The sequence below is a fragment of the Flavobacterium sp. JP2137 genome, assembly GCF_050562195.1.
Classification (GTDB): domain Bacteria; phylum Bacteroidota; class Bacteroidia; order Flavobacteriales; family Flavobacteriaceae; genus Flavobacterium.
This window is the reverse complement of record NZ_CP191647.1, coordinates 3,441,901-3,463,427: the sequence shown is the minus strand read 5'-3', so window position 1 is coordinate 3,463,427 and position 21,527 is coordinate 3,441,901. Positions and strand designations below refer to the sequence as shown.

Annotated in this window: 21 protein-coding genes; 13 read left to right on the top strand and 8 right to left on the bottom strand. The window is 38.6% G+C overall.

The features are described 5' to 3' along the window. The first annotated feature begins 22 nt into the window (after positions 1–22). Positions 23–1,657, top strand: a complete 1,635-nt coding sequence (locus ACQZ43_RS15345) for an ABC-F family ATP-binding cassette domain-containing protein (RefSeq protein ID WP_430613566.1) — start codon at positions 23–25, stop codon at positions 1,655–1,657. A 77-nt stretch (positions 1,658–1,734) separates the two neighbouring features. On the opposite strand, the gene ACQZ43_RS15340 is transcribed toward ACQZ43_RS15345, so the two are convergent. The 5 genes from ACQZ43_RS15340 to ACQZ43_RS15320 form a co-directional block, all read right to left on the bottom strand. Next, entirely contained in the window at positions 1,735–2,913 is a 1,179-nt protein-coding gene (locus ACQZ43_RS15340; RefSeq protein WP_430613565.1) for an ABC transporter permease, read from the bottom strand. A gap of 2 nt (positions 2,914–2,915) precedes the next feature. Continuing rightward, a complete protein-coding gene (locus tag ACQZ43_RS15335; RefSeq protein ID WP_430613564.1) occupies positions 2,916–3,869 on the bottom strand; it encodes an HlyD family secretion protein in 954 nt (317 codons plus the stop codon). Between the two features lie 12 nt (positions 3,870–3,881). Next, complete coding sequence (locus ACQZ43_RS15330) at positions 3,882–5,270, bottom strand: TolC family protein (RefSeq protein WP_430613563.1); 1,389 nt, start codon at positions 5,268–5,270, stop codon at positions 3,882–3,884. Between the two features lie 73 nt (positions 5,271–5,343). Next, positions 5,344–5,790: a MarR family winged helix-turn-helix transcriptional regulator gene (locus ACQZ43_RS15325; RefSeq protein ID WP_430613562.1), complete on the bottom strand. Its 447-nt coding sequence runs from the start codon at positions 5,788–5,790 to the stop codon at positions 5,344–5,346. Positions 5,791–5,916: 126 nt separating this feature from the next. Further along, the gene (locus tag ACQZ43_RS15320; RefSeq protein ID WP_430613561.1) at positions 5,917–6,753 is read right to left on the bottom strand and encodes a DUF6929 family protein; all 837 of its coding nucleotides are present in this window, start codon (positions 6,751–6,753) and stop codon (positions 5,917–5,919) included. A 102-nt stretch (positions 6,754–6,855) separates the two neighbouring features. Here ACQZ43_RS15320 and ACQZ43_RS15315 point away from each other — a divergent pair, with 102 nt between their 5' ends. From ACQZ43_RS15315 to ACQZ43_RS15305, 3 genes are all read left to right on the top strand, one after another. Next, complete coding sequence (locus ACQZ43_RS15315) at positions 6,856–7,737, top strand: PPK2 family polyphosphate kinase (RefSeq protein WP_430613560.1); 882 nt, start codon at positions 6,856–6,858, stop codon at positions 7,735–7,737. A 374-nt stretch (positions 7,738–8,111) separates the two neighbouring features. Continuing rightward, positions 8,112–10,658 carry an RHS repeat-associated core domain-containing protein gene (locus ACQZ43_RS15310; RefSeq protein WP_430613559.1) on the top strand — a complete coding sequence of 849 codons (2,547 nt, stop codon included), beginning with the start codon at positions 8,112–8,114 and terminating at the stop codon, positions 10,656–10,658. A gap of 115 nt (positions 10,659–10,773) precedes the next feature. Then, positions 10,774–11,166 (top strand): hypothetical protein, encoded by a 393-nt coding sequence (locus tag ACQZ43_RS15305; protein WP_430613558.1) that lies wholly within the window; start codon positions 10,774–10,776, stop codon positions 11,164–11,166. Positions 11,167–11,215: 49 nt separating this feature from the next. On the opposite strand, the gene ACQZ43_RS15300 is transcribed toward ACQZ43_RS15305, so the two are convergent. Next, positions 11,216–11,491 carry a helix-turn-helix domain-containing protein gene (locus ACQZ43_RS15300; protein ID WP_430612237.1) on the bottom strand — a complete coding sequence of 92 codons (276 nt, stop codon included), beginning with the start codon at positions 11,489–11,491 and terminating at the stop codon, positions 11,216–11,218. A gap of 202 nt (positions 11,492–11,693) precedes the next feature. Between ACQZ43_RS15300 and ACQZ43_RS15295 the strand changes: the two genes are divergently transcribed. From ACQZ43_RS15295 to ACQZ43_RS15265, 7 genes are all read left to right on the top strand, one after another. Next, positions 11,694–12,314 (top strand): hypothetical protein, encoded by a 621-nt coding sequence (locus ACQZ43_RS15295; RefSeq protein WP_430613557.1) that lies wholly within the window; start codon positions 11,694–11,696, stop codon positions 12,312–12,314. Further along, positions 12,311–12,856, top strand: a complete 546-nt coding sequence (locus tag ACQZ43_RS15290; RefSeq protein WP_430613556.1) for a hypothetical protein — start codon at positions 12,311–12,313, stop codon at positions 12,854–12,856. The genes ACQZ43_RS15295 and ACQZ43_RS15290 overlap by 4 nt, the downstream gene beginning before the upstream one ends. Before the next feature lie 120 nt (positions 12,857–12,976). Continuing rightward, complete coding sequence (locus tag ACQZ43_RS15285; protein ID WP_430613555.1) at positions 12,977–13,645, top strand: hypothetical protein; 669 nt, start codon at positions 12,977–12,979, stop codon at positions 13,643–13,645. Further along, positions 13,639–14,133 carry a hypothetical protein gene (locus ACQZ43_RS15280; RefSeq protein WP_430613554.1) on the top strand — a complete coding sequence of 165 codons (495 nt, stop codon included), beginning with the start codon at positions 13,639–13,641 and terminating at the stop codon, positions 14,131–14,133. The genes ACQZ43_RS15285 and ACQZ43_RS15280 overlap by 7 nt, the downstream gene beginning before the upstream one ends. A gap of 185 nt (positions 14,134–14,318) precedes the next feature. Next, entirely contained in the window at positions 14,319–14,882 is a 564-nt protein-coding gene (locus ACQZ43_RS15275; protein ID WP_430613553.1) for a transposase, read from the top strand. Positions 14,883–14,947: 65 nt separating this feature from the next. Further along, complete coding sequence (locus ACQZ43_RS15270; protein ID WP_430613551.1) at positions 14,948–16,675, top strand: RHS repeat domain-containing protein; 1,728 nt, start codon at positions 14,948–14,950, stop codon at positions 16,673–16,675. A 3-nt stretch (positions 16,676–16,678) separates the two neighbouring features. Then, complete coding sequence (locus ACQZ43_RS15265) at positions 16,679–17,194, top strand: hypothetical protein (RefSeq protein WP_430613550.1); 516 nt, start codon at positions 16,679–16,681, stop codon at positions 17,192–17,194. Positions 17,195–17,423: 229 nt separating this feature from the next. Here ACQZ43_RS15265 and ACQZ43_RS15260 read toward each other — a convergent pair whose 3' ends face one another. Next, on the bottom strand, positions 17,424–18,653 hold the full coding sequence (locus ACQZ43_RS15260; protein ID WP_430613200.1) for an IS256 family transposase: 1,230 nt from the start codon (positions 18,651–18,653) through the stop codon (positions 17,424–17,426). Between the two features lie 33 nt (positions 18,654–18,686). Beyond that, positions 18,687–19,049: a helix-turn-helix domain-containing protein gene (locus ACQZ43_RS15255; protein WP_430613549.1), complete on the bottom strand. Its 363-nt coding sequence runs from the start codon at positions 19,047–19,049 to the stop codon at positions 18,687–18,689. Between the two features lie 144 nt (positions 19,050–19,193). Here ACQZ43_RS15255 and ACQZ43_RS15250 point away from each other — a divergent pair, with 144 nt between their 5' ends. Both ACQZ43_RS15250 and ACQZ43_RS15245 read left to right on the top strand, forming a co-directional pair. Then, entirely contained in the window at positions 19,194–19,967 is a 774-nt protein-coding gene (locus tag ACQZ43_RS15250; protein WP_430613548.1) for a CHC2 zinc finger domain-containing protein, read from the top strand. Between the two features lie 15 nt (positions 19,968–19,982). Then, the gene (locus tag ACQZ43_RS15245; protein ID WP_430613547.1) at positions 19,983–21,470 is read left to right on the top strand and encodes a toprim domain-containing protein; all 1,488 of its coding nucleotides are present in this window, start codon (positions 19,983–19,985) and stop codon (positions 21,468–21,470) included. The last annotated feature ends 57 nt before the right edge of the window (positions 21,471–21,527 follow it).

The following is a 21,527-nucleotide window of genomic DNA, read 5'->3' as shown; positions in this document are numbered from 1 at the left end:
AAAATAGAAAAAAAACGATTCGATGATTACAGTAAATGATGTAGCGGTTCAATTTGGTGGAACAACCCTGTTTAGCGGGGTGAGTTTTTCCATCAATGAAAACGATAAAATTGCCCTTATGGGTAAAAATGGTGCAGGAAAATCCACCTTGTTAAAGATTGTAGCCAACCAAAGCAAACCCTCCCTGGGGTCGGTCTCCGCACCAAAAGATGCTGTAATCGCCTATTTGCCTCAACATCTGTTAACACAAGACGATTGCACCGTCATGGAAGAAACTTCCAAAGCCTTCTCTTCCGTTTTTAACATGAAGAAGGAAATCGACGAAATCAACGAGCAACTCACCATCCGCACCGATTATGAAAGCGACGCCTATATGAAGCTGATCGAACGCGTTTCGGAGTTGAGCGAAAAATTTTACGCGATAGACGAGGTAAACTACGAGGCAGAAGTCGAAAAAATATTAAAGGGATTGGGTTTTGAACGCAGCGATTTCAGCCGTCCCACCTCGGAATTTAGCGGGGGATGGAGAATGCGTATTGAATTGGCGAAAATCTTGCTTCAAAAACCGGATTTGATCCTGTTGGACGAACCCACCAATCACATGGATATCGAGAGTATTCAGTGGTTAGAGGAGTTTTTAATCACCTCGGCTAAGGCGGTGATGGTAATTTCTCACGACAGGGCTTTTGTCGACAACATCACCAACAGAACCATCGAAGTGACGATGGGAAGAATTTACGACTATAAGGCCAAATACTCCGATTACTTGGTGTTGCGTCAAGATCGTCGTACCCATCAGATCAAGGCTTACGAAGAGCAACAAAAGATGATAGCCGAAAACACCGAATTCATCGAGCGCTTTAAAGGCACGTATTCCAAGACCTTGCAAGTGCAATCGCGCGTAAAGATGTTGGAAAAACTCGACATCATTCAAGTCGATGAGGTCGACAATTCGGCTTTGCGCCTAAAATTTCCACCGGCAGCCCGTTCGGGTCAATATCCCGTGGTAGTCGAAGAGCTGACCAAGACCTATGGCGATCACGTGGTTTTCCAAAAGGCCAGTATGGTCATCGAACGCGGACAAAAAGTCGCTTTTGTCGGTAAAAACGGAGAGGGAAAATCGACCATGATCAAAGCGATGATGGGCGAGATTGACTTCGACGGCAAACTCGAATTGGGACACAACGTACAAATCGGGTATTTTGCGCAGAATCAAGCCTCTTTATTGGACGAAAACCTGACGATATTCGACACCATCGATCGCATTGCCGAAGGCGATATACGCACCCAAATCAAAAACATATTGGGCGCCTTTATGTTCTCGGGCGACGATATACAGAAAAAGGTCAAAGTGCTTTCCGGAGGTGAAAAAACCCGTTTGGCCATGATCAAATTGCTGTTGGAACCCGTAAACGTTTTGATACTCGATGAGCCGACCAACCACCTGGACATGAAGACCAAAGACATCATCAAAGAAGCCTTAAAGGACTTTGAGGGAACGGTTATCCTGGTTTCTCACGACAGGGACTTCTTAGACGGTTTGGCAGAAAAGGTATTCGAATTTGGAAACAAACGCGTACGCGAACACTTTGAAGACATCAAAGGGTTCTTGGCCCATAAAAAAATGGAGCACTTAAGCGAAATCGAAAAGAAATAATACCGTTGTAGTACAACGCATAAACAACGCGGTCGCTTCCAATTGGAAGCGACCGCGTTGTTTATATAAACGTTTGCTTAAAGCTGTTCTCCCTCTTCGGGATGCAGTTTTAAATAGGATTTCTTCTTAAAATACAGACAGATATAACTGAGTATACCGCAAACCAAGCAAGTGATGAGCAGGGCCCCGATAAACGAATACGTTTGACTCAGCCTACCGTCTTCGATGATCAATACGCGAAACGCCTTGAGAAAATGCGTCAGCGGAATCACGTCGGCCACGTATTGTACCCACAGCGGCATTTGGCTCAACGGCCAAGTAAATCCACTGAGTATAAAACTCGGCGTAGCGATCACCATCAATACTTCGGTGGCTTGCAACTGGGTGGGAAGCACTATGCTAACCAGTACGCCTATAAAGCAGACCGCGACGACAAATATTCCAGCAACCAGCGTTAGCGCCCACAGATTTTCGTAAAACGGCACCCTAAACCAAAACGTAAACAGCCAGTACATCAGCCATACCCCAAAACTCATCAACAGATAGGGAATGATTTTTACCGCCAACAAATTGACGATCGAAGGCGTTCTGCGAATCAGTTCGCCAAAGGTTCCCTTTTCGTATTCCGAACTAAACGACAGGGCGAGACCCAACAGCAATACCTGCTGCAATACCGCGGCCAAGACCCCCGGCCATAAGAAGTACATATAGTTGGTACTGCGGTTGTTCTTTTTGATAAAAGTCGCCTTAAAAGGCTCGTATTGCGTAGCGGCTATCGCCGGTGGCATACCTTGCTTCATCAGGGTTTGAATTTGAATACCCGCTTTTAGCGTTCCCAAACACAACTGAACGGCACTGGACGCATAATTGGCCGTGAGTATATTGGCCGTATTGACTATGGTGAGGATCTCGGGGTATTTTTTGGTCGAAACCTCGTTTTGAAACCCCTTGGGAATAATCACCACTGCCGATGCATCGTATTCTATGGAAACATCGGACAGGTCGTTTTGGTCGTAGCGTATTTTTGAAATGTGCAAAACCTCGTTGTCCTCAAACAGCTGTATGGCCTTGGCACTCATTTCGGTACGGTCTTCGTCGACCACGATGATGGAAATATCCGTAGCCTTTCCCTTGCCGTATACATAGCCCAAAAGTATGCCGTACATCAACGGAGCCCCTATAAAGAGAATGCGGAGGACTTTATTTCCCCAAAACAGGCGGAACTCTCGCTTTAAAAGTGAAAAGAAGTTTTTCATGTTTATAAGGATAAGGTTACCGTAGCTTTGGTCAGCAAGTCCTTGGACTGCTCCGGAGCTAAGGGAACGATTTTTATTTCAAAAAGGGTTTCTTGCATCTCGTAATCCGGATAAGCCGTGGCGATATTCGCATAAGCCCCCAGTTGTTTGATGTTGACTACCTTGCCCTGTACCTGACTGTTGTTGTAGGCTACGGTTACCGGCAGCTCTTGGCCTTTTTTAAGCTGGTTGAGCTTGCTTTCCGGCAAGGTGAATCGAAAGTATACACTGTCTACCAAGTAGCCGCTAAACAAGGCATAACCCGGCAGGGCCAATTCGCCCACCTTTAAGGAGATGTTCTCGATACTCATGTCTTGTGGAGCCAAGATATAGCGGTCGTTTTCGGCAGACTGCACCTCTTGTAAAGCCCCTAAGGCGCGTTCCTGCTGTCCCAGCGCCATGGTTTGCTGCTCGATCCGAACACCGTGTTGCACATCGGCAATTTCCGCTTCCACCGCCAATAATTGCGACTGTGCACCTTGATATTTGGTAAAGGCCTCGTCGTAGGTTTGTTGAGAAACCAACGAATCCTTAATCATGCCGTCGAGTCGTTTGATCGATTTTTGCGCAAAATTAAACTGCTCTTGCATCGCTTTCTGTTTGGCGCGCAATTGCTTTAATTGGTTGTCTGTCGCCCCCTTGGTCGCCATTTGGTATTGCGCATTGGCCGCGGTAAGCGCCCCTTTGGCCTGATTTTTTTTCGCATCGACCTCGGGTGCATCTAAAAATGCCAGCGTATCGCCCTTTTTGACAAAATCGCCCTCGCTGACGTATATCTTTAAAATCCGCCCGGGCAATTTCCCGACCACGGCAATCTGATCGCGTTCGATTTTTCCTTGGGTTACCAAGTTGTTGTTCGGTTTGCTACAAGAAGCCATGAAGGTGGCAACTGCGAGTATAAAATATATCTTTTTCATCGGTATTGTTCTTTAGTTAGTGGAGAAATAGTGCGTTAGTTGACCGGTAGTCGTAATGGTTTCTATAGCGGATAGGCGTTGTTCAATCAAGGTATTCACCCGATTTAAAGCCGCTTTGTAAATGTCGTTTTCCGCTTCCAAGCGTTCCGATACCGTAATCAAACCCTGTTGGTATTGCTTAACCGCCATGGTCAGGTTGTTGTTCGCTATCTTTTCCTGTTGGTCTGCGATGGCTATTTTTTCGAGTAATACCTCGTATTTGGCATAATTGTGGTTCAATAACAACTCCAGCTTTTCTCGAGTATCGTCGATTTTGGTCTGCATTTGCACGGCGTTAATCTGTGCTTCTTCCACCTTGTGCTTGCGCTCCAAACCACTAAATATCTCCCATTTCAAGGCCACACCCACCATCCAGTTGGGACTGATGGTCAGTTCGTTTAACTTGAGGTTGACGTCTTTTTCCAGCCCTAAAAACGAGGCGTGGGAAGAGGTTTTAACGTCGAACAAACTCGTATAGGAAAGTCCGGCAAAGGCTCCTACCGTGGGTAAAAACGTCCCCTTTTCTTTTTTGATCAGGTATTCCATAGCCGATTTAAAAGATTCCAAAGCCTTTAACTCCTGCTTCTCCGCAGCGTTTAACCCCTCTAGCGGAATCAGATAGGGGGTAAGCTCGTATTGTACCGCCTCAATTTCGCGATCGGTATAATCGGTGAGGTAGCGTATTTTCTGATACAGCACCTTGCGGCTACCGCGGGTTTCCACCTTTTTGGAATTCAACTCCAAACGCGCAAATTTAATCTTGTCGCGGTCGTAGGGAATGGCCAATCCCAAGGCAATGGCCTTTTCCACCCGCTGGGTTTCCTTGTCCAAGCGAATTTCGCTCTCCACGATCAGTTTATCGGCCTGATTCAATAGCGCGATTTGATCAAAACTGCTGATGACCTCCTTGACGATGTCGTCTTTCTGTGCCTCCATCAAATAGTTTGTACCCTCGATTTTCTGTTGTAAGGCCTTGGCGCCGTTGGGAACCTGCATACCGGTAAACAAGGGTACTTTTGCCGTTAAACCCGCATGAAAGGCCTGGGCCGAATTGTCGAAAGACCGCTTGCCCTCAAACAATTCCAATCCTCCAATGGTCGAAAAAGTCGGCACATCTACGGTCAATTTATTGTCGAGGTAAGCATACATCGCACTTCCTTCCACCCGTGGCAAATACGTGTTTAAAACCCCTTGGCGCTGCAAGTGGAGTTTGTCGATGTCGTATCGCTGGTTTTTTAAGGCAGCACTTTTTTCTACAGCGCGATCTATGGCTTGCTGCAGACTGCCATCGAGGGCCAATTGCGCCTGCACGGTTAGCGTGCTGCAAACCCAAAGACAAGTGTATAGTAACGTTTTTTTCATAATAAGCTAGATTTTTTGGCGGTTTTCTATTGATGCATATAACGGCAAACGAGACGCTCGTAAACCAAGTCTTTTAGGAAGGCATTTCCAAGTTGAGGTAAATCGCTTTTATCGTCTGTTTTAAAAGGGCTATCTGTTCATCGCTGAGGTTTTTGGTCGCCTTGTCTACGGTTTCCTCTACCGCATTTAATGTCGGAGCCTCCAGTGCTCTGCCCTTATCGGTTAAAAAAATTAAATTCAAACGACGGTCATGACCGTCGGCCTTTCTTATAATTAGCGCTTCCTGTTCCATCTTGTCCAACAAACGCGTCACACTGGGCTTATCTCTAAAGGTCTGATCGGCCAAATGCTGTTGAGAACAACCGTCGCGCTTCCACAATACCGCCAATAAGGTCCATTGTTCCTTGGTTAGGGGGATTTGATGGGAACGGAATTTTTGTGTCAATGAGCGATTCATAGCCAATACGATACGACCCGTTAACAGGTTGTACAGCTCTTCCTGAGTTAATTTAGTTTCCATAACAATAGTTGTTTAGACAACTACAAAGGTATTTAATTATACTGAGGTTTTAAAATATTCTTTTTTATTTTCGGTTATAGGCATTTTATAGGGTCTTTTTTAAGGTTTTTTCCATCTTAAATGCGGTTATTTGAGAATAATCTTATAGATATCTGCTTGCTTGGTATCGCTGTCTGCATCCTCACACAGCAAAAAGCTAAGGCCGTTCTTGTCTTGGCTATAATGTGTGAGTCCTTCAAACTTGTGGGTTTTACTGATGATTTTGGTCGATTTTACCTTCATTTTTTGCAAGTCGATACGGCCGATGAGACTGCCTTTTACCGCTCCATCGAGGTAAGTAGATCCACTATCTTCTGCTGCTGCCAAAAAGTACAGCTGCCCATCGACTACACAAGCATCGGTAAATCCGGCTTGGACGCCGTCGATCTTCGGCAATTTTATCGGATTGTAAACGATGTTAAAACTCTCCAGCAAATTGTCGCCTGTTATGGTAAACAGTCCATTTTGTTGTTGCGGACCGTTTCCGCGGTTTAGAAAATACCATTTGTCCTGATAAAAGCTCACGCCTTCGATGTTAAAATTCTTGTCGTCTATGCCGGCAAAGCTCTTCATCGATTCGTACAACACGCTGAGGTCGTTGATACTGATGACTTCTTTGCTCTCCTGATTGATTTCGATCAGGGTGTTGCGCAGCGCCCCCGAGCCCGAACCAAAAATGTAGTAGTTGCTGCCATCGCTGGTCATCGCTTCAAAATCAGATTTGCCTACCTTACTGAGGTTTTCCGCTATTTTTCCGCTTTCATTTAAGGCGGTTTTACTGAGTTTCTCCGTTTTGATATGGTATTCATAGAGCACGTCGGCCGAATCGGAAATCAGGTGTATCACCTCGTTCTGATAGCCGATACCCGAAGCAGCGCTAATTCCAATAATTTTAATAAACAGCTCTAAGGTGAATTTTTTCATGGTTTTTTATTATCAACGTTAAATATAAGGCGTTTTTTTGGCATAATTAAGCGATTTTGGAATAACTAATCATTATTTTTTTTATACTTTTAGATAAAAAAGATGAAGGAAACCCACTTTTCCCCCCGTTGTAAAGTTGTAGATCAAATCGTTTTGGACGATTTACCCACCGAGGTCGATCTGGGCATGACCGATGAAAAAGCAATCAAACAACTCGCCAAACTGAGGGATAAGCTCAGTAAGTTTCAAGATAAAATGTATGCACACAACCGCTACAGTGTTTTGATTTGTATACAGGGTATGGATACCTCGGGTAAAGATAGTTTGATTCGGGAAGTGTTTAAAGAGTTTAATCCGCGAGGTGTGGTGGTTCAGAGTTTTAAAACGCCAAACTCAGCAGAACTGGAACACGATTATCTGTGGCGCCATTATATTGCTTTGCCAGAACGGGGTAAGTTTACCGTGTTTAATCGGACGCATTATGAAAATGTGTTGGTTACCCGTGTTCATCCGGAATATTTGCTGAATGAAAACCTACCTGGTATAGAAAAGGTGGAGGATGTTCCGGCGGATTTTTGGGATAAACGCATGCAACAAATCAATAATTTTGAACAACATATTTCAGAAAACGGCATGATTGTTTTTAAGTTTTTCTTGCATTTGAGTAAAGGCGAGCAAAAAAAACGATTGTTTCGCAGATTGAATAAAGACGAGCACAACTGGAAGTTTTCTGCGGCAGATTTGAAAGAGCGCGAATTATGGGATCAATATGCCGAATATTATGAAGAGGCGATCAATAAAACATCGACGAAAAAAAATCCTTGGTATGTGATACCATCAGACAACAAAGCTTTATCGCGGTTGATGCTGGCGGGAATTCTATGGGAAGAACTGCAAAAATACACCGACATCAAACAAGGGGAACTCGAAGCGGGTATGGAAGAGAACATCGAATTGTATAAGGAGCAATTGAGGAATGATTGATAAGGTTTTATGTGTAACTGCTAAAATAGTTCGGGTTGAAGCATGTTGATATAAGCTTTAAAGTAAGTTTTCTTTCGGATTAGCGAATACAGCTAAGATTACCCTACAATTATCGGATTATATTATTGGATTAGCAATATGCATATAAAGTTGAATATTTAATAAATTTAGCAGATTGTGTTAAAATATAAAAGCGAATTTATCTCTGATAAATTCGCTTTTTTTATGCGTTAAAATCAAAAAATATAAGGGCTGTTTTTTTTCGATTTGGAAATGCTGACGTAAACAGAAAAAGGAGACATTCCGCTTTGAATTATGCAACTATTGAAGAATTTAATAATCAAATTAATTACAAAAATGTAGCTTAACTTAATGTGCAGTTTTTATTTGCATATCCAGTAGGTGGTAGAGAACTGATTAAGAACATAAGATACAATCAATTGGGAAGCCAGACTAAAGTAGTTTATGGCAATAATGTAGTAACTGAATATTTTTATGGGTTGCAACAGCGTTTGCGCACGATGACATTGCGCAGACCAACGAATCAACTGTTTCTAAAAAATGAATATTGGTATAATCGCAATAGCAATATTACCAAATTTATTAACGATACTTCCTTGTCTAGTCAGTTGGATATTGGAGGTACTTCAGATAAAAGTTTTGAATACGATAGCTATAATCGATTAAAAAATGCCACTATCAAATGGGAGGGAATGCGTGAGATTCACGATTTTAAGTTGAATATGGAATACAATAAAACCCATGGAATAACAAGTAAAGTCCAAAATCATCGGGTTGAAAATGTTTATACTCATGAAATACGCATGACAGACAATACATTTAAAAGCAACTATTTATATGTAAATGCAGAAAAACCTCATGCGGTGTCGAACATTAGAATGGTGGAGCCGAACTATACTAGCTTGCATAATTATGAGTACGATAAAAACGGTAATCTTATTACGAGTAATGAGCGCGTAGGTAATAATTCGGTAACCCGTCGATTGTATTGGGATGACCAAGATCGATTGCAAGCGGTTGTTGATGGTAATGAAGTTAACTTTTATCTGTATGATGCATCGGGAGAGCGCGTGATTAAGAGTTTTGGAAACGCTCAGAATTTGATGGTCAATGGGGGACATGTTGTGGGTTTATCAACGCTTGATGACTATACGGTATATCCAAGTGGTTATTTGGTGGTGGGCCCAAACAAATACACCAAGCACTATTATTTCAACAATCAAAAGATAGCCAGTCAAACTGGCGACAGCAGTAACTTTATGGCTCGCGCTAATAAAACGGTACCTCAAAATGGGGTATTAGAGGCACGAACGGCGAATTTGCAGCAGCAGATGAAGGAAGTTTATGAGGGAGCAAATTTGGATAGCCCTACTTTTCAAGCTCGAGAAAGCGATTGGGAAGATGATTGTGGACATGAACTATATGATATTAAAAAACGTTTACTGCAAGAGAAAAATTACGATTGTTTGAATGTTATAAAAGATTTGGAATCGCATGGACTTACGGATTGTGAGGTGTTAAAGGAGTATAAAAAGGCACCTTGTTATTTAGAGACGGCATGTGAGGAAGAATACCATCAATGGTTGGATTATTTGCAAGAAAATGGGAAAACAGGATGTACAACAATCTTAAAAACATTAATCGAAGAAGGGAAGAGCTATTGTGATGTGCTTTATTATATTGAAAAAACGACCACTTGCTTTGAAATAATCACAGAAACCGATTGTTATTTAGAATTTATTGAACTCTATGAAAACTGTACTAGAGCTAATGATTATTTATGTATAAAGTATTTACAAAATTTGATGATGACAAGTGAGGAACTCGATTATTGTGATATTGTGGAGATTATAAAAGAAAGTGAATTTAATGTGATTTACCCACCGGTAATTCCGCCAGTAGATACCTTTCCACCGGTCGAAGATCCTGTGGTTGACCCTGGAAATCCAGATAATGAAACACCGCCGGTCATACCAGACGAACCCATAATTCCGGAGCCACCGTTTATACAAGGAAAAATTTGGTGGTATCATAGCGATCATTTGGGCAGTTCTTCTTATCTTACAGACGTTAACGGTATGCCTACACATTATTATGAGTATTTGCCTTTTGGCGAATTAATGGTTGAACACAACAACAGCAATTATGATAATGTGTATAAGTTTAACGCCAAGGAATTGGACGAAAAAACCGGATATTATTATTATGGTGCGCGTTATTATGACCCAAGAACGAGTTTGTTTTTGAGCGTAGACCCCTTAGCGGAGCAGTTCCCAAACTGGACGCCGTACCGTTATGGTTTTAATAATCCAATTCGATATACCGACCCAACAGGGATGCTTGAAGACGATTACACTGTTAATAAATCTGGTAAAATAGAACTTGTTAGAAAGACAGATGATAAAACAGATAAACTTATTGCTTTAGATGATAATGGTAAAGAAAGTAATCAATCAATAGAGGTTGATAAAGGTGTTCTAAATAAAATTAAAAGCGGTAATAACGATGGTGAAAAGTATGGATATATGGAGGTTCGAGGCAATAGTAAGGCTACTAATATCTTCGAGTTTCTGGCTAGAAATACTGATGTTGAATGGAGTCAAACTGGTTACGGGGTAGATAGGAATTATATTTCTTCCTCTTACGATAGAAAAACGGATTATTCAAGTCCAGATTTGTTGTCGAAATTAGTTACTGGAGGTTTTTCTATACGTATGCATACACATAGTCATCCTTCTCCATTTGTAGAAGGACCTTCTGGATTTAGTCCAGGAGAAGAAGGAGATAGGCATTTTGCATCGCAGGTTTCTAAATATGTCCCTAAAATGATATTCAAGGTTTTTTCAGTAGTTAATAATAAATATATAAGATATGACGGGAAGAAAATTTATGAAGATTAAATTCTTAACTATCTTATTTCTTACTAGCACAGTTATGTTCGGACAGGTCATATGCACGAATAAAAAAACCACAGAAAGTCTAGTGCTGTATAATCATAATAATCATATTAATAATATGATTGAAAGAGTTTATTCTGAAAATAAAGAGATAAAGCAAAATACTATCCTTATACTCAATGTTGACAAAAACCCACATAAAATAAAAGTGACTGTTCTTGAAAAAAAATTATTGAAATGGTACTCTAAAGAGAAGTATAGAAAAATAAAAGGGGTCTGTAATATAAATGATACGGAGATATTAGTTTATGGAGCAGGATATAAATATTATTTCAAAAAGACTAAAAACAGGGTTGACATTGGTTATTTGAATTTCGGAGGAGGTGAAAAATCTATTAAAGAAGCATCAAAACCTCTTTTTAGACCGATAATAGACCCAATAGTTTGGGTGTTTTCGATTGAGGAAGATGGTTTTGAATTGGAAAAAAAGGGTATTTTAAATCCATTTTAGTTTTTTGATTGATGTAAACAAAAAATCCCAACCGTAAGTTGAGATTTTGTTATTTTAGAATAGCTTGTAATTTATTTTTGGCTAGAAACGCATCTAGCATAGCGAAAACGTGTTCTTTATCTGTGGGGTCTAGTTTTTCGATGTCGAGTAAACGGGTTACGGTTTTCTTATCGAATTTGCTGTTTACGCCTTCTCCCACAAGATAATCCAAGCTTACACCAAAAGCATCAGCAATTTTTTTAGCGGACTCAATAGACGGTACTGCTTCTCCTCGTTCGTATTTGGATAAGTTGGTGACGTATTCCAATTTTAGTTGCAAAGACATCTTGCAGTATTCTTTTTTCAATTGAAAAAAAAGTTTATTTTTATAGACAAGGAACTAGGTTCTTTGTAGATATGAAGTGACGCGCGAGGCAAAAATGGAGTAGAAGTGGTTCAATGTAGACCCGTTGGCGGAGCAGTTCCCAGGATGGACTCCATACCACTATGTACACAACAATCCAATCAATTTGATTGATCCGACGGGGATGAGTGCGGAGAGTTATGATCAAGACCCTCCGGTTTTGAGGAATCCTACAGAAACAACAGTGAGTGATGCTGATAAGGCAAAAGTTGTTGCATATGCAACAGAGTTAAGTGAGATTACTATTAATGCTAATAAAAAGAGTGAGCAAAGTTGGGTCGGTAGGTTTTTTAGTAATCTTTTTTCAGCATTTAATAATGGCGTAAACTTTACGATGGATGGCGGTAAGAGTTCGCCATATAAACCTCCAGTAGGATCTCGAGATTCGGAAACTGTTGACATGACAATTTTGATGGTTTTTGCGATGGACGTTTTTGGACCAGAAACATTTATGCCAGGAGCAGCTCCTGATGGAAGTAATCCTTTTGATACTAAGAGTTATAAACCAATGGGGACTCCTGTTACTAGTACTAGTGTTGTGAAAGAATCAGAAATGGTGAGTATGCAAAGAATCGATTATAGTTCAACAAAACCTGATGCTTTTAATAATGCGGTACTACATACTCCATATGCAAGAGATACTGTTGTTAAAAAAGGGGATGAAGATGTTGTTAGAAGAAATAATACGAATGATTCTGTAAAAGCGATGAATATTAGAAACCTTAGAAATAGTAGTAGAAAATGATTTATATTAAGACACTTTGGAGCTTTTTACTTATAGTAACTATAGTACTTGGTGGATGTGTAGATAAAAAGTCTAAGAATAATGCGATAAGTAATCTAGACAAAGTATTAACAAAAGAAATCAAAAATTCTAGAATAAAATATGAAATAGATTTTCCTGACACGGTCTATGTAAATGAAGAAAATTTTGGATTAATTAATTATGAAAGTAGCTTCGATTCGATATCTACAAAATTTGGTGAAGGAGGCACAAATAGGTATGTGCGATTAATTATGACAACTACTAATAGAGTTGATTACGACAATAAATACCTAAAAAGCATTGTTAAGGATACTTTTGGAGCATATGATAATAGAACAATAGATTTTTTATTAATTTTTAGAGAACCTGGTGTTTTTTATATGGATGGGGTGATTAATGATTTAGTTATGATGGATATAAAGAAAAAAGACAAAGAAGGAAATGAATTAATAAGATGGTTAGAGGATGAAGTGCGTGTAACTAAAAAAGTTATTGTTTTAAATAAAGATGCTAGTAAGTGATAGTATGATGGTGTAACCAGTATATTTTTGAGTGTGGATTCGTTGGCGGAGGATTTCCCAGGATGGAATCCATACCACTATGTACACAACAATCCAATCAATTTGATTGACCCAACGGGGATGTCCGCAGAACATATCGATGTTACTAAAAATAGTAATGGTACATATAAAGTTGTTGGAGGTCAAGCTAACTCAGATAAAAATGTATATGTTGTCGACCAGAAAGGTAAGCGTACGGGAGAGGTTGTAGGCGAAATGCTTACTGAGTATTCTTTTCACCATGAAGATGGTAGTGCTGTAATTGGTGCAAATATCAATCTCAACGATAAATCTGGGCAAAACTTCTTTGACAATGAAATTAAAAGCGTTGGATTGTTTGATTATATAGGAAATGCTAAAGGAGGAGAACCTCTTGATTTTAAGAGTAGAGGGGTTGATGAAAAAAGTCAAGATACTTCAGTTGGGCAACATCACTATCGAGGAATGTCGTTTAACGGTAAGGTGGCGTCAGCAAGAGATATTGGAAATTACTCAGCCGGCTATGTAGCAGGGGTTAATGGTTTTGATTGGGGAAGCTCTCGTTTTGCATTCGATGCTTTGCAAACGAAGCAAGAAAAAGGGACTTGGAGTACCATTAGTTTTTATCCCCTTAATAGAGTTAGAGAAGGACAGCCAACACAAAGAGCAGAACGGGCAGGCCATAATGCAGGCTATTCCATTTTTCAAAAACAACAATCTGATAGGAAATGGCAAAAAATGATAAATCCTTCAATAGGCCCAAAATGGTAAGGAAATTAAAAATAATATTAGCGCTAATAATATTAGGGGGTGTTATTTATTTCATTATAAATGTACTGAAATCTGATGGAATTAGAATTTTTTACTGTTTGTCTGATAGAGAATGTATTACTGTATGGAAAAAGACGAACGGGGAAGTCTACATAATACCTGAAAAATATGAAGATAATAACGAGCCAAGAGTAAGTCATATAAAAACCACTAATAAACAGTTTCTAACTTTGTACTTTTCAAAAGAACTGCCTATGAAAATAATTATTAGAGATGAAGGAAATTTGGGAAGCAACCAAAAAGGATATGCAATTGAGAATAAAGTAAAAGGAGAATGGGAGCTTTTGGAGTATTCTGATAGATATAAGAATATTCTATACAAATCAGATGCTATTAAGTTTAAGGATGTTAAGTCAACTACGAAGTATTTAATTATAAATATAGAAGAAAATTATGCTCTTGATAAAGATGGTAAGAAGTTAAAATGAGGATTATAATTTAGAAAAAAAATCCCCCGCTACCGCACGAATCCCTTCGTGTGGTACGGACAAACAAACACAAGAATGCTGGGCGCGAGTCCTCTATTAAATACAAAAACTCTCAATCCTATTGGGAGTTTTGTGTTTATTAAAGATTTTTATCTATTTTTATTCAGAGGAATAAAACAATTAAAATGAGTAGAAATTATAAATTTTATAATCCGGAGGGTTTATACTTTGTAAGTTTTGCTGTAGTGGGTTGGCTTGATGTTTTTACTCGGAATGAGTATAAGAATTTATTTATAGAGAGTTTAGTCTATTGTCAGGGAGAAAAGGGATTAGAATTACATGCTTGGTGTATCATGACAAGTCATGTCCATCTGATTTTCAGAAGCCTAAAAGGACCGCGTCCAGAATTGTTAATTGGCGATTTGAAGCGTTTTGCTAGTAAGTCAATTGTAAAGGCAATTAAGGAAAATGACAGTGAAAGTAGACGAGAATTTTTGTTAGATTTTTTTAAAAGCGAAGCTCAACGGTCTTCTAATGTTTCGGGATATCAGTTTTGGAGACACGATAATAAACCTATAGAATTGTGGAGTAATAAAGTTATTAAGCAAAAAATAAGTTATGTTCACAATAATCCAGTTGAAGCGGGTTTGGTTTACAGAGCAGAGGATTATGTCTATAGCAGTGCTATGGATTATGCAGATTTTAAGGGGTTAGTTGATAATGTAGTGGTATATGAATCTTATAGTTAAGAAAATTTCTAACGAAAAGTAATATCGTGCAGAAAGTGTTTTTTATTAAGTATTGTTGAGGTGATGTGCCACACGAAAGGATTCGTGCGGCAGCGGGGGACAGCAGTAACTTTATGGCTCGCGCTAATAAAACGGTACCTCAAAATGGGGTATTAGAGGCACGAACGGCGAATTTGCAGCAGCAGATGAAGGAAGTTTATGAGGGAGCAAATTTGGATAGCCCTACTTTTCAAGCTCGAGAAAGCGATTGGGAAGATGATTGTGGACATGAACTATATGATATTAAAAAACGTTTACTGCAAGAGAAAAATTACGATTGTTTGAATGTTATAAAAGATTTGGAATCGCATGGACTTACGGATTGTGAGGTGTTAAAGGAGTATAAAAAGGCACCTTGTTATTTAGAGACGGCATGTGAGGAAGAATACCATCAATGGTTGGATTATTTGCAAGAAAATGGGAAAACAGGATGTACAACAATCTTAAAAACATTAATCGAAGAAGGGAAGAGCTATTGTGATGTGCTTTATTATATTGAAAAAACGACCACTTGCTTTGAAATAATCACAGAAACCGATTGTTATTTAGAATTTATTGAACTCTATGAAAACTGTACCAGAGCAAATGATTACAAGTGCATCAAGTTTTTACAAGGGCTGATGACAAGTGAGGAACTCGATTATTGTGATATTGTGGAGATTATAAAAGAAAGTGAATTTAATGTGATTTACCCACCGGTAATTCCGCCAGTAGATACCTTTCCACCGGTCGAAGATCCTGTGGTTGACCCTGGAAATCCAGATAATGAAACACCGCCGGTCATACCAGACGAACCCATAATTCCGGAGCCACCGTTTATACAAGGAAAAATTTGGTGGTATCATAGCGATCATTTGGGCAGTTCTTCTTATCTTACAGACGTTAACGGTATGCCTACACATTATTATGAGTATTTGCCTTTTGGCGAATTAATGGTTGAACACAACAACAGTAATTATGATAATGTGTATAAGTTTAACGCCAAGGAATTGGACGAAAAAACCGGCTACTATTATTATGGTGCGCGTTATTATGACCCAAGAACGAGTTTGTTTTTGAGCGTAGACCCCTTAGCGGAGCAAACCATGATGCCATATCAATATGTTAGTAATAATCCTATTAATAGAATTGACCCAACTGGGATGCTTGACCATGACTATAAGCTGAATAAAGAGACTGGAAACATCACCTTAATTAAGGAGACTACTGATGATTTTGATAGAGTATATAATGATGATAAGTCTAAATATCAGGATTTTAAAAAAGGGTTTTTAGAAAATAAAGAGACCAATAAAAAAGGAGAGACATTGTTTAAATCAATAGATGTAATAGATGGAGCAAATGCTTTTGTTTTCTTTTCTAGAAATTCGGATGTCGAATGGGGAATTGATATTGTAGGTAATAAAAATTCAAGAGATGTTAGTTCGGTAGTATCTACTAGTCATAGCTCGAATTCAAACTCAGCTCAATCAAATTTTGTTTATTCATTTTTATCAGCGGATAACAATAATGTTCTTTATAAAACAGAACATTCTCATCCTGGGGATTATAAAATGTCTTCAAATTGGCCGGCCTATCCATCGGGTTTTGATAATAGAGGAAATATTTTAAAAGGAGCAAGTGGTGATAGAGCTTTCTTCAATTGGATGAAAACTTATTTTCCAACAAGTACTCCAAATGAAGCATCTATATATGTACCTTCAATAAATAGAACTATTCAATATGATAATAAACATTTTTCAACTAAAAAGTAATTAATGAAAATGAGAGGATTGTTAGCTGTAATGTTTTCTTGGATGTTTCTTTCTTGTTTTTCATGTACAGATAGAGGTGTGAAAATTATAGATAAGAAAATAAAAAAGGAAGATGCTTTTGAGTTTTATGATTTTCAATTTAATTTTGAAATCTATGACCAAGATTTAGGACTTAAAGAAGAATTAATTTACGATGGAAATTTGTCAAATGATACTGATTTTAAAATATTATATATTACATATTATGAAGGAAGGAAAAAGTTAACAAATCCTATACGTGAAGAGATAAGTATTTCTTCTATGAAACTTGATTCTATTTATAGTATTTTAGTTAGGAGGTTACAGCCTAATTATAATGTTAATAGAGACAGTGTTAGAATTCCTTCAATACAAAATTATGATAGTGAATGGGAATATGGAGTTATAAAATTAGATATGGGGTATAGAGGTGATTTATATTCAATTAAAACTTTGAATTATAAAGTAACATATAAAGAATTATGGAGTCAATTAAGATAGAGTATTTCTTAACTAGTTCCTCCGCTACTGCACGAAATGTAATTCGACGAAGTCAATCCCTTCGTGTGGTACGAATAAACAACAAATCCCAACTTTTTACGGTTGGGATTTTGTTTTATAGTTGCAGGGCATTAGAGAGCGTTTGTTTTGGGAGTGTAACACAAACTGTGTCATCTCCTTTTTCTTAGCTCTGGGACTTAAGTCCCAGAGCTAAGAAAAAGGAGGGTCTTTACGGCAGTAGCCTATCCCCAAATTTAATATAAAGCTGCGACATAGTCAAACCCCAATTGTGAATTGGCATCGTCCATTTCTTAGAAACATTTTTAATGACTAAATATATTAGCTTAAGCAATGATTGATCCGAGGTAAAAGCTCCTTTGGTTTTAGTTACTTTTCTAACCTGTCTATGCATGGCCTCTATCGCATTAGTAGTGTATATAGCCTTTCTTATGTGCGGATCAAAATCAAAATAAGTAGATAAATGGCCCCAATTATCCATCCATCCTTTAGCTGCTAATGGATATTTACTACCCCAGGTTTCTTCAAACTCTAAAAGCCTTTCATAGCCTTGTTCTTCGCTAACAGCGGTGTAAATCGGCTTTAAATCTGCAGCTAAAGCTTTCTTGTCTTTATGAGGCACAAAGCGAAGACTTGTTCTTATTTGATGCACAATACAAAGTTGTATTTGTGTCTTTGGAAAAACAGCTTGTATAGCTTCCGGAAAGCCCTTTAAACCATCTACACAGGCAACAAGTATATCTTGTACCCCGCGTGATTTAAGATGAGTTAAAACTGATAACCAAAATTTTGCTCCTTCGTTTTCTGATAAATATACACCAATGAGTTCCTTTTTGCCCTCTTGATTTATGCCTAGAATATTGTAGACAGCACGTGAAGTTATACTTCCTTGATCTTTAACTTTATAATGCATAGCATCTAGGAATACGAAAGGATATATAGATTCTAAAGGCCGATCGCGCCACTGGTTCATAGCCGGAATAATCTTATCGGTAATGCGGGAAATTTCACTAGCGGATATCTCCATACCATACATTTCCATGATAAAGCTAGCAATATCACGTGTGCTACTGCCTCGGGCATATAAAGATATTACGTTTTCTTCTAATTGATCCGTAACGATGAGTTGCCTTTTTGGAAGTATCTTAGGTTCAAAAGTTGCATTGCGATCTCTGGTAGATTCAAGTTCAAAACTACCAGATTGCATACTTCGAACTGTTTTAGTTGTCCTGCCATTGCGCCGATTAGTTACCCCTTTTGCCTTTTCTTCCGCTAAATGATGTTCCAGTTCACCTTCCATCATTGTTTCTAGAAAGTGTTTCAAAAGAGGTGCAAAAATGCCATCAGGCCCACCCATTTTCTTGCCTTGGTACAATCCAGCCATAGCCTCTTCTTTGAAACTATCAAAATCAAATCCCGTGTTTTTATTATCTGTATTCATAATACTAATTTACGTTTTTATTGTGTAATTAATTTATGTGACACAGTTCACGGCACACCCTCTTTGTTTTAGCTTAAGGTTATAAACCGCCATATCAATAATATTAAAAATAGATTCTTTCTGTTTATCGTCGAGCTGCTCGATGAGTTGTACTTTTTCAATAATAGATTTATCGATAGAGTTTATGTCTTCTAAACTATTTTCTTCTGTAAATATATCTGCTAAACTAACCCCGAGTGCATTCGCTATTTTTTCAATAGACGAGCATTGCGGGTCAACCTTACCATTCTCAATTTTAGAGTATTGGCTTGGGTTCATAGCTAAAGACAAAGCCACCTCTTTTTGAGATAAACCCTTAGCTTCCCTTATCTTTTTTATTCGTTCGCCTATATTCATGGTAAAAGTATTTTTATATACACAAATATAGTAAAAACGTATCAAAGTGTATTTATGTTGAAATTAATTGAAAATTAAAATGCATTTAAAGATACATTTTAATGTATTTGTATAATGTATAAATAAGTACAAAAGTTTTCAACAATGGAAATCAGCGAAATCAAACAACGTATCGGTTTATCAGAAATACTTCATCATTACGGCTTAAGCCCAAAGAACAATATGTTGTTGTGTCCTTTTCACGCAGACCAAACGGCTAGCTTGCAGGTTCATTTAGAAAAGAACTTTTACAACTGTCACGCTTGTGGCGCCACAGGTGATGTAATCCAGTTTGTACAGGATTACGAAAAGCTGAGCAAACACGAAGCTATTACTAAATGCAAAAGTTTTATCACAAACCTGCCACAGGCTGAAAAACTACCCACACCCAAAACAGTACCCACCAACCAAACCGAGCGCATCGCTTTTTTAACCAAGATGTTTTTGAGCTTTAGAAAGGGCTTGATGAGCAGTCCTCTTGCAAAAGACTATTGTCACAGCAGGGCATTGGATTACGAACTGTTAGAAATGGGATTTAACGGTGGGCAATTCCACCACGGTACACGCAAAGAAGAGCAGTTAATCAAAACATGTTTGAAATACGGCTTGCTGAGTATGGCAGGAACCAACAGCCGAACAGGAGGACAAGCGTATAAAGTTTTTGGAAACAAGGGAATCGTCTTTCCCTTGAAGAACAAAGCCAACGAAATCGTAAGCCTTTATTTTAGGTCGATCATCGACAATAATCAATCCAAGCATTATTATTTAAAAGACCGTCAAGGATTGTATCCGCAGTATCCAAATCCCAACACCAAAAAGTTGATGTTAACGGAAAGCATCATTGACGCAGCTTCGTTGTTGCAGATAACCCATGTGTAGAAAAATTACAGCGTATTGGCTTGTTACGGAGTCAATGGCCTGAATGCTGAAATCCAACAAGCCATTAAAGAGCTATCAGAATTAGAAGAAATCATTTTTTGTTTTGACAACGATCAGGCAGGTCGCACAGGGGAATCGGAGTATGCAACTCTGTTTGCTAGCCTGTATCCACATGTTAAAATAACTGGGATACCGGTGCTTGTCAAAGATGTGAATGACGATTTGATTCAAACTACGCATATAGATACTTACATCAGTTTGGTACTAGAAAACCGTCACCCTTTATTGCAAGAAACGGCTGTACCTAAAGCTAAAACAAGTACACCAAGCACCGAACCACAAACCGAGGAGCTAACTAATAACCTTTCTTTTTTACAACAACCTCAGGTTATTGAACGACTCAATCAGCTCATTGGCAAAGCGGGTATCGTTGGAGAAGCAAACAGCCGTATGCTCTTGTTTTTAATCACGCTGAGCTATTTAAACAAAAGTCCTTTACACGCCTTGGTGCAGGGCAGTTCGGGCAGTGGAAAAACGCATATCATCAACCGCATAGCCGATTTAATGCCCCAAGAAGATGTGTTGCGCTTTACGAGAATTACCGAGAGTAGTTTGTACAATTGGGGGGAGTTCGACTTGTTTCAAAAAGTAATTGTGATTGAAGACTTAGACGGACTTAAAGAAGACGCCTTGTACGCTTTACGAGAGTTTATCTCGAACCAGGTACTAAGAAGTTCGGTAACCATCAAGGACAAAAAGGGAAACAACAAATCCTCCCATAAAATTGTAAAAGGACAGTTCAGCAGTTTATCAGCCACTACCAAAGGCGAAACCTATGAGGACAATATGAGTCGTAGTTTTTTGATAGCCGTTGACGAGTCTGCAGGGCAGACAGCCAAAATAATTAATTACCAAAACCGCAGAAATGCAGGAGAAATCGACCCTAATGAAAGTCGTAAAGCCATTGGATTTATACAGAAAGTAGTGCGGGGATTAAAGGTGTATGAAGTGATTAACCCTTATGCTACAAAACTCCACCTACCTGATAAAGTACATAAAATAAGACGATTAAACGAAATGTATCAAGCGGTTATTAAACAAGTAACCTTTTTAAACCAGTTTCAAAGACAGCTGACAAAAGACAATCAATTAATAACCGAAATCGAAGATATAGAACAAGCTACTGAAATCCTTTTTGAAAGCATTGTTTTAAAAGTAGATGAACTCGATGGCAGTCTTAGACAATTCTTTGAACGCTTGAAAAAGTATGTAAAGAAAGACCACCAAGACTTTATGCAACGAGAAATCAGACAGGAGTTCAATATCTCTAAAACCCAATTACAACGCTATATCAACAGTCTTTTAGAATTGGAATACATTCATCAAATTGGCGGTTATGCCAATAAGGGCATCAAGTATAAAATCAGTTATTGGGATAACCACCACAAGTTCCGAGTTGAAATAAAAGATCATCTAATGAATCAAATTCAACAACTCAAATAATAAGTAAAAGATTATTTAATGAATCCAATCGAAGAACTAAAAAGGTAAGTACGATGA

Excerpts from the sequence above, each read along its gene's own strand:
- ACQZ43_RS15345 (WP_430613566.1), top strand. The coding sequence starts at position 23 with ATGATTACAGTAAATGATGTAGCGGTTCAATTTGGTGGAACAACCCTG.
- ACQZ43_RS15340 (WP_430613565.1), bottom strand. The coding sequence starts at position 2,913 with ATGAAAAACTTCTTTTCACTTTTAAAGCGAGAGTTCCGCCTGTTTTGG.
- ACQZ43_RS15335 (WP_430613564.1), bottom strand. The coding sequence starts at position 3,869 with ATGAAAAAGATATATTTTATACTCGCAGTTGCCACCTTCATGGCTTCT.
- ACQZ43_RS15330 (WP_430613563.1), bottom strand. The coding sequence starts at position 5,270 with ATGAAAAAAACGTTACTATACACTTGTCTTTGGGTTTGCAGCACGCTA.
- ACQZ43_RS15325 (WP_430613562.1), bottom strand. The coding sequence starts at position 5,790 with ATGGAAACTAAATTAACTCAGGAAGAGCTGTACAACCTGTTAACGGGT.
- ACQZ43_RS15320 (WP_430613561.1), bottom strand. The coding sequence starts at position 6,753 with ATGAAAAAATTCACCTTAGAGCTGTTTATTAAAATTATTGGAATTAGC.
- ACQZ43_RS15315 (WP_430613560.1), top strand. The coding sequence starts at position 6,856 with ATGAAGGAAACCCACTTTTCCCCCCGTTGTAAAGTTGTAGATCAAATC.
- ACQZ43_RS15305 (WP_430613558.1), top strand. The coding sequence starts at position 10,774 with ATGATTGAAAGAGTTTATTCTGAAAATAAAGAGATAAAGCAAAATACT.
- ACQZ43_RS15300 (WP_430612237.1), bottom strand. The coding sequence starts at position 11,491 with ATGTCTTTGCAACTAAAATTGGAATACGTCACCAACTTATCCAAATAC.
- ACQZ43_RS15295 (WP_430613557.1), top strand. The coding sequence starts at position 11,694 with ATGAGTGCGGAGAGTTATGATCAAGACCCTCCGGTTTTGAGGAATCCT.
- ACQZ43_RS15290 (WP_430613556.1), top strand. The coding sequence starts at position 12,311 with ATGATTTATATTAAGACACTTTGGAGCTTTTTACTTATAGTAACTATA.
- ACQZ43_RS15285 (WP_430613555.1), top strand. The coding sequence starts at position 12,977 with ATGTCCGCAGAACATATCGATGTTACTAAAAATAGTAATGGTACATAT.
- ACQZ43_RS15280 (WP_430613554.1), top strand. The coding sequence starts at position 13,639 with ATGGTAAGGAAATTAAAAATAATATTAGCGCTAATAATATTAGGGGGT.
- ACQZ43_RS15275 (WP_430613553.1), top strand. The coding sequence starts at position 14,319 with ATGAGTAGAAATTATAAATTTTATAATCCGGAGGGTTTATACTTTGTA.
- ACQZ43_RS15265 (WP_430613550.1), top strand. The coding sequence starts at position 16,679 with ATGAAAATGAGAGGATTGTTAGCTGTAATGTTTTCTTGGATGTTTCTT.
- ACQZ43_RS15260 (WP_430613200.1), bottom strand. The coding sequence starts at position 18,653 with ATGAATACAGATAATAAAAACACGGGATTTGATTTTGATAGTTTCAAA.
- ACQZ43_RS15255 (WP_430613549.1), bottom strand. The coding sequence starts at position 19,049 with ATGAATATAGGCGAACGAATAAAAAAGATAAGGGAAGCTAAGGGTTTA.
- ACQZ43_RS15250 (WP_430613548.1), top strand. The coding sequence starts at position 19,194 with ATGGAAATCAGCGAAATCAAACAACGTATCGGTTTATCAGAAATACTT.